This is a genomic window from Klebsiella sp. MS 92-3, assembly GCF_000195655.1.
Classification (GTDB): domain Bacteria; phylum Pseudomonadota; class Gammaproteobacteria; order Enterobacterales; family Enterobacteriaceae; genus Klebsiella; species Klebsiella pneumoniae.
Genome location: NZ_GL882839.1, coordinates 81,858 through 88,946, shown reverse-complemented (window position 1 = coordinate 88,946; position 7,089 = coordinate 81,858). Strand labels below are relative to the sequence as shown.

Annotated in this window: 7 protein-coding genes; 2 read left to right on the top strand and 5 right to left on the bottom strand. The window is 58.8% G+C overall.

Annotation, left to right across the window (positions count from 1 at the left end):
- Positions 1-25: 25 nt before the first annotated feature.
- From HMPREF9538_RS06955 to HMPREF9538_RS06965, 3 genes are all read right to left on the bottom strand, one after another.
- Complete coding sequence (locus tag HMPREF9538_RS06955) at positions 26-1,741, bottom strand: ABC-F family ATP-binding cassette domain-containing protein (protein WP_009485857.1); 1,716 nt, start codon at positions 1,739-1,741, stop codon at positions 26-28.
- Positions 1,742-2,137: 396 nt separating this feature from the next.
- Positions 2,138-2,845 carry a hypothetical protein gene (locus HMPREF9538_RS06960; RefSeq protein ID WP_004214036.1) on the bottom strand — a complete coding sequence of 236 codons (708 nt, stop codon included), beginning with the start codon at positions 2,843-2,845 and terminating at the stop codon, positions 2,138-2,140.
- Between the two features lie 183 nt (positions 2,846-3,028).
- Positions 3,029-4,726, bottom strand: coding sequence for an NAD-dependent malic enzyme (locus tag HMPREF9538_RS06965; protein ID WP_004200028.1), 1,698 nt, complete (start codon positions 4,724-4,726; stop codon positions 3,029-3,031).
- 56 nt (positions 4,727-4,782) lie between these two features.
- On the opposite strand from HMPREF9538_RS06965, the gene HMPREF9538_RS32450 reads away from it, so the two are divergent.
- On the top strand, positions 4,783-4,911 hold the full coding sequence (locus tag HMPREF9538_RS32450; RefSeq protein ID WP_002906122.1) for a hypothetical protein: 129 nt from the start codon (positions 4,783-4,785) through the stop codon (positions 4,909-4,911).
- Here the strand turns inward: HMPREF9538_RS32450 and sra are convergent.
- The gene (sra, locus tag HMPREF9538_RS06970) at positions 4,908-5,048 is read right to left on the bottom strand and encodes a stationary-phase-induced ribosome-associated protein (RefSeq protein ID WP_004143727.1); all 141 of its coding nucleotides are present in this window, start codon (positions 5,046-5,048) and stop codon (positions 4,908-4,910) included. The genes HMPREF9538_RS32450 and sra overlap by 4 nt on opposite strands.
- A 177-nt stretch (positions 5,049-5,225) precedes the next feature.
- The gene (locus HMPREF9538_RS06975) at positions 5,226-6,077 is read right to left on the bottom strand and encodes a Vmh family MBL fold metallo-hydrolase (protein WP_004189881.1); all 852 of its coding nucleotides are present in this window, start codon (positions 6,075-6,077) and stop codon (positions 5,226-5,228) included.
- A 113-nt stretch (positions 6,078-6,190) separates the two neighbouring features.
- On the opposite strand from HMPREF9538_RS06975, the gene HMPREF9538_RS06980 reads away from it, so the two are divergent.
- Positions 6,191-7,084, top strand: a complete 894-nt coding sequence (locus tag HMPREF9538_RS06980) for a LysR family transcriptional regulator (protein ID WP_009485854.1) — start codon at positions 6,191-6,193, stop codon at positions 7,082-7,084.
- Positions 7,085-7,089: the final 5 nt, after the last annotated feature.

Below are 7,089 nucleotides of genomic sequence, written 5' to 3'. Positions count from 1 at the left end.
GGGGGGGGGTGGGGGGACATGGAGATTACGTCAGTTGGTTAAGCAGGCGGGCAATCTCCTCTTGCCACTGTGCCTGCAGTGACGGCTTTTGATGTTTTGGCTTGCGGGCCATGTCGTCAGCCAGCCACTGCTCCAGGTCAATCAGCCGCGCCAGCAGCGCCTCCTCATCATCGTCAGCCCCGGCGGGTGTACTTTGCAAAGCGATCCGACTGTCCGGGGCGGGCGCCACGGCCTGCAGACGGGCATAGACCTCCTCCAGGCTGTGCCACTCCGTTAGCCCGGCGCTGTCAATCAGCCAGAAGCGGTTACAGCTTTCGCTAATCAGCTGGCGGTCATGACTGACCAGCAGCACGCCGCCGGGGTAATCACGCAGCGTCTGCGCCAGCGCCGCTTTACCCTCCATATCAAGATGGTTGGTGGGTTCATCCAGCAGCAGCAGACTGTAGCGCGCCAGCGACAGGCCAACGAACAGCAGCCGCGATCGCTCGCCGCCGCTGAGGGTGCTGACCTTCTGTCTATGTCTCGCCCAGCCAAACCCGGCGGCGATCAGCGCCCGTTTACGGGTGTCCGCCGACGGGGCAAACGGCGTCAGGGCCTCGAGCAGGCTGGCCTCGTCCGGCAACTGCGCCAGCGTCTGGTCATAGTAGCCGGGGTGCAACCGGGGATGCAGGCGCAGCCCCGGGAGAGGCGATGCCTTGTTCATCTGCTGCCACAGCAGGCGCAGCAGGGACGATTTGCCGCCGCCATTACGTCCCATGATGGCCACGCGATCGCCGCTGCGCAGGCGCGCCACGCCGGTGGTGAAGAGGGATGGCTGACCCGGCGCGGGCGAGACGGGAAGGGTGTCCATCTCCAAAAGGCGGTCGGCCGGCAGGGCGTCCCCCTGTAACACCAGGCGCCACGGCGGGCCGACGCTGAGCTCGGTCTGCTCGTCTTTCAGGCGGGCGACCTGCTTCTCCATCTGTTTGGCTTTGCGGGCGAGATCTTCATTGTCATAGACCCGACCCCAGGTGGCCAGCCGCCGGGCGCTGGCGCTGACCCGGTCGATCTCTTTTTGCTCCGCCTTATGACGTAACGCGGCGCTTTCATCCTGCTCCTGCAGTGCCTGACGGGCAGCGCTGCAGGGCAAGGCGAAGCAATGTAGCGTCTGGTCACGGAGGATCCAACTCGCATTAGTTACAGCATCCAGTAAGGTGTTGTCGTGTGACACCAGTACAAAGCTCCCCTGCCAGGTTTGCAGGAAGCTTTCCAGCCACAGCAGGGTGGGCAGATCGAGATGGTTGCCCGGCTCATCCAACAAGAGCAGATCAGGCTGGCGGATCAGCGCCCGGGCCAGCAGCAGACGCGTGTGCTGGCCGCCACTCAGGGTGGCGGTCTGCTGCTCCATCACCGCCGGGGTAAAGCCCATCTGCGCCAGCAGGCGCTCGGCCAGCCAGCGCTGTGCTTCCCGCGCGTCGGCGGGTAATGGGGCCAGCACCGCCTGCAGCAGCGACTGCGTATGCAGCGCCTCCGGCAGATGCTGTTCAACGCGGGCCATCAGACACTGACCGGCGAGCGAGACGCTGCCCGAGGTGGGCGCGAGGGTGCCGTCCAGCACTTGCAGCAGGGTGCTTTTGCCGCAACCGTTATGGCCGATGAGACCGATCCGGTCGCCTTTCTTCAGGGTGAAGGAGAGGGAGTTAAACAGCGGCCCAAAAGCCGTCTCCACGTGGAGCGCATGGGCAGTTAGTAATGTACTCATAGTCAACTTACTCAAGAGTTACAGGCATGCAAATGCCTCGTCAAAACTCGCTGACGATAACCCGGTAAGCCGGAGAGAAGGGATTGCGTGAAGGGTCTTCGCTCAAGCCATAGTTATCGCAGCACGATACCGATAACGCTTGAGCTGGCGCAATTGCCTAAGGCATGTGAAACAATAAACATTTCACAATACAGCATGGGGGGCCTCCTTTTTTATTCAGTAAGTGGATGGGTGATGGCAGTGTAGTGGGGAAAGGGAAAGCGCGCCAGTGACAAAACTGGCAGGGGGCCCCGCCAGCTGTCACCTGCGCCGCCTTTGTCTACGATGCCGGGTTGGCGCAGAGGGCTTATGTGTTTGCCAGAACATGGTTGCAGAACCATTTTTTTGCTGGCTCATTTACGGTGCCTCCACAGGGACGGTGGCGATCGGGCGGGCAATCATGATTGCCGTTTCACTGAGCGCATTCAGATCGCTTACCTGAGTACACTGGCGGGCCATGACCTGCGGATCGCCGTCCGGAAACCAGCCCTCATTGAATGACAGGGTGTAAAACTGGGTATGCCGCTTGACTTCACAGCGCCAGGCGCGGCCAAGATTGTTTCTGTCGATAAGCCAGCGGGGATCTTTCGCTTCAACAAAAATTTCATATTTAGAGGGTTGAGTGACATGTCGATCTGAATTAGTTTTGCTCCAGAAAATGGCAGTGTAAGAAATGTTGTGTTTACCGTACTGAATACTGGCATCCCGACCCGGGGTGACCTCCGGGTGGAGGAAAATAAATATCCCGGCGGCAATCAGTACCATCAGCGGTAATATAGGATGCTGTATCGGCCGCCAGGGGATTTTACGTACCGCCAACAGCCAGACCAGGGTAATAATAAACACGTAGAGCAGAGCGAAGAAAAATTTACTCGGTTCATAGATGACGACATCCACCAGATCGCCGGTGGCGGGCTGATACTGTTCCGCCCGCGGGGTGAGCATCCACATATCGCCGCTGAAGAGGCACATTCCGGTGATGATGGCGATACCTCCGATAAGAAACAAGACAATACGGATCAGAATCGCATTCGCTTTATTCGCGCCAGGGGTTAATTTTAGCATTTCACATTCCGTTGTGAGGGGGTGAGAAACAACTATTTTGCACAGCGGAGGGCGCGCGGCAAATGCTATCCGTTTTATATTTTTACGATGAATGTATATAGGCGGAAAAAACGTTTCTGTGGCGGGAGGTATTATTCTGACGTTATTAAAACCCGGGCCGATATGTCGACCCGGTGAGCGTGATTAAATCGAGGTGCGGCGATAATTGCGATATTCCGGTAGCCAGAAATTATCGCTGATCGCTTGCAGCAGCGCTTCAGCGGAAGTTTTCACCGCCACGCCTTGCTCCTGGGCCACCTTGCCGACCGCGAAGGCAATTGCCCGTGAGACGGTCTGGATATCCTTCAGCTCCGGCAGCACCGGACCTTCGCCGTTGTTGACCAGCGGCGAGTGCTGCGCCAGGGTTTCGCTGGCAGCCATCAGCATCTCGTCGGTGACCCGCGACGCGCCGGAGGCGATCACCCCCAGTCCAATACCCGGGAAGATATAGGAGTTATTGCACTGGGCGATGGGATACTGCTTGCCTTTCACGGTAACCGGGGAGAATGGACTGCCGGTGGCGACCAGCGCCTCGCCGTCGGTCCAGCTCAGGATATTCTGCGGCGTCGCTTCCACCCGTGAGGTTGGGTTGGAGAGCGGCATCACGATCGGCCGCGGGCAGTGCTTGTGCATCTCGCGGATAATCTCTTCCGTGAACAGTCCCGGCTGACCCGAGACGCCGATCAGGATGTTCGGCTTCACGTTGCGCACTACTTCCAGCAGGGACAGCGCCTCGCTGGTGGTATCCCAGCTCTGCAGCTGCTCACGCTTTTGCACCAGCTTGTTCTGGAACGGTAGCAGATTAGGCATGCCGTCGGTTAACAGGCCGAAGCGGTCAACCATAAACACGCGCTGGCGGGCCTCTTCTTCACTGAGTCCTTCGCGGACGATCTGGGCGATAATCTGTTCAGCGATACCGCAGCCGGCCGAACCCGCGCCGAGAAAGACGATTTTTTGCTCGCTCAGCTGGCTTCCGGCGCCGCGGCTGGCGGCGATCAGCGTCCCGACGGTCACCGCCGCGGTGCCCTGAATATCGTCGTTAAACGAGCAGATTTCATTGCGGTAGCGGTTGAGCAGCGGCATGGCGTTCTTTTGCGCAAAATCTTCAAACTGCAGCAGCACGTCCGGCCAGCGGGCCTTAATCGCCTGGATCACGTCGTCAACGAACTGATAGTACTCGTCGTCGGTAATGCGTGGGTGGCGCCAGCCCATATACAGCGGATCGTCGAGCAGCTGCTGGTTGTTTGTTCCGACGTCCAGCACGATTGGCAGGGTGTAAGCCGGGCTGATGCCGCCGCAGGTGGTGTACAGCGACAGTTTACCGATCGGGATCCCCATTCCGCCGATTCCCTGGTCGCCGAGGCCGAGAATGCGCTCGCCATCGGTGACCACAATCACTTTCACGTTGTGGTTCGGGACGTTCTGCAGGATGTCGTCAAGGTTATGGCGATTCTGGTAGGAGATAAAGACGCCGCGGGCGCGACGATAGATCTCGGAGAACCGTTCGCAGGCCGCGCCTACCGTCGGGGTATAGATAACCGGCATCATCTCTTCAAGGTGGTTGCCGATCAGGCGATAAAACAGGGTTTCGTTGGTGTCCTGGATGTTACGCAGATAAATATGTTTGTCGATTTCAGTTTTGAATCCCTGATACTGGATCCAGGCGCGTTCCGCTTGCTCTTCGATAGTTTCAACCACTTCCGGCAGCAGGCCGAGCAGGTTGAAATTGCTGCGCTCTTCCATACTGAAGGCGCTTCCCTTGTTGAGCAGGGGGAATTCAAGCAGAACGGGACCCGCGTAGGGGATGTACAGGGAACGGTTTTTCTTATGGGTAAATTGCATCGCACTAACTCCTTGATCATGACCACAGTCCCGGCGCGGCGATAAGCGAAGGGCGGGTGGAAAGCAGCGGGCAGAGTATAGAGCAGAAGGTCTTCAAGCGGGTAAACAAGCAGTCAATTGCCATAAAAAAACACCATCCTGGCAACAGGACGGTGTTGTTTATCATCACTCAGGCTGAAAATTAACCACCGCGGCGTTTGCGGCCGGTAGCATGGATGTGGTTGATGGTGGTTTCTTCATCGCCTTCCAGCACCACTTTTTTCTGCCGGGAAAGCTTATAGTTCAGACCGAGAAGATGACGTGCCTGATGGTTCGATTTCATTCTGACTCCTTTATCCTGTTCTGGTTTCAAGGGCAAACCCGGTAATGACCGGATGAAATGTAACCCAAAGTCGGCCGCGCGTTTTTTGTGCGGCCACAGGTAGGGTGGTCCATTTTCTCGGTAATAGCAACCCTGGGGAGCCAGATTAAGAACAGTCCTCCTTGCGCGCCGCAGGGGTCACCACTTCATCTCACCGGTATTAACTTTGGCGCTTAACTCCAGCGAGCTGGTCTCCGCCAGGCCCGGCCACTGTGCCTCCATCGCCTTGATCACCCCGGCCGAATCCGAATGCGTCTTCAGCGCCTGCTCGAACTGCTGGAGATAAGTTTTTGTAAAGCGCACCGCGCTGTCTCCCTCCGGCGGGGTGCCGAGATAATGGCCCGGGATCACCCGCTGCGGGTGCAGGGCGATCATCTGGTCCAGCGTATTACGCCATTGCTGACGACTGGCCGGCGTCTGGGTGTCGGCGGTCCAGAGATGCATACCCCACGCCACGCCGGTGCCGCCGAGGATCGTTTTGTTCGCCCGGATCCAGACGAACGCCGCGTAGTCATGCGGCTGCATGATGGTCACTTTCTCGCCATCGATGGTAAAGCTGTTGGCCTCCAGCGCCTGCGGGACATACACCTGCGTCGGCGCGCCGTCTTTCATTTGCGGGCCCCAGTACGCCAGTTTGGCCGCTTTGGTGGCTGCAATATGTTTGACGACCTCCGGCGTGGCGACCACCTCCGCCTGTGGGAAGGCTTTTACCAGCGGCTCAAGACCAAAATAGAAATCCGGATCGCCAGAGGTGATCACAATCCGCGATAGCGGTTTGCCGTTTTTCTTGATCATCTCCACCAGCTTTTCCCCATCTTTGACGCTGAACTGCGCGTCGAAAAGTACCGCTTCATGCGGACCGGAAACGAGGGTCGAGTTGACGGCAAAAAGTCCTTTTTCCTGCGGGTTGTAAGTTTGCAGCGTCAGAGGCGCCGCGAAGACCGCGCCGCTGAACAGGGCGGTAGCAACAGCAAGGGCAGATAATTTCATGATTTATTCTCAGTAACAGGGGAATGCGTTCCATTGTACGGATTTCGCTATTTGATAGAATTCCTGAAACAAGAGATGCTGAGTTTCATAAAGCGTGCAGATCAGGGGGAGTGATGGACAGGGTGATTGCTGCGCAGGTGTATCTGCGCATCTGCGAGCTGGGAAGTCTTAGCGCCGCGGCGCGGGCGCTGGGGATGTCGCGCCCGATGGTGAGCCGCTATCTGGAACAAATGGAGAGCTGGGCCGGCGCCCGGCTGATCCATCGCTCAACCCGGCGGCTGACGCTGACCCCGGCCGGGGAGAAGGTATTGCTCAAGACCCGCGGTTTGACGCGGATCGCCGATGAAATCGCCGGCGAGCGTCAGCGGGCCGATCCCAGCGGCACATTGCGCGTCGCCTGCGCGCACTTTACCGCCATGCAGCTAATCTCCCCGCTGCTACCGGACTTTCTCGCCCGCTATCCACTGCTGCGCCTGGAGCTGGATATCAATAACCATCCGGTCAGCCTGATCGGCGAGCGTATCGACGTGGCCATTCGCATTACCGACAACCCGGAGGCGGGGGCCATCGCTCGTCGCCTCGGAGTGTGCCGTTCGCTGCTCTGCGCCGCGCCGGGCTGGATGCGCCAGCATGGCCCATTGACGACGCCCGACGATCTGCAACGACATAACTGCCTGCTATACAGCCATTTCGCCAGCCAGCACTGGCAGTTCAGCGATGCGCAGGGGCGGGAAGCGTCGGTGGCGGTGGACGGTAATCTGAGCGCAGGGATATCTTCATTGCTGCTGGAGGCGGCGGTTGCCGGGTGCGGCATTGCGATGCTTCCCGAACTGGAGGCCCGGGGCGCGATTGCCAGCGGCACGCTGGAGGTGGTGCTTCCGGAGTGGACGCCGAAGGCGTTGAGCGTTTACGGCATCTATCTTTCCCGCGACTACCAACCTGACGGATTACCGCTATTTCTTGATGCGCTGCAGAGGCGTCTGGGAGAGGAGACTGGCCACGGCTGAGTCTT

What these genes read in the sequence shown, in the direction of transcription:
- HMPREF9538_RS06960 (WP_004214036.1), bottom strand. Translation starts at nt 2,845, where the DNA reads ATGCTAAAATTAACCCCTGGCGCGAATAAAGCGAATGCGATTCTGATC.
- HMPREF9538_RS06955 (WP_009485857.1), bottom strand. Translation starts at nt 1,741, where the DNA reads ATGAGTACATTACTAACTGCCCATGCGCTCCACGTGGAGACGGCTTTT.
- HMPREF9538_RS06980 (WP_009485854.1), top strand. Translation starts at nt 6,191, where the DNA reads ATGGACAGGGTGATTGCTGCGCAGGTGTATCTGCGCATCTGCGAGCTG.
- sra (WP_004143727.1), bottom strand. Translation starts at nt 5,048, where the DNA reads ATGAAATCGAACCATCAGGCACGTCATCTTCTCGGTCTGAACTATAAG.
- HMPREF9538_RS06965 (WP_004200028.1), bottom strand. Translation starts at nt 4,726, where the DNA reads ATGCAATTTACCCATAAGAAAAACCGTTCCCTGTACATCCCCTACGCG.
- HMPREF9538_RS06975 (WP_004189881.1), bottom strand. Translation starts at nt 6,077, where the DNA reads ATGAAATTATCTGCCCTTGCTGTTGCTACCGCCCTGTTCAGCGGCGCG.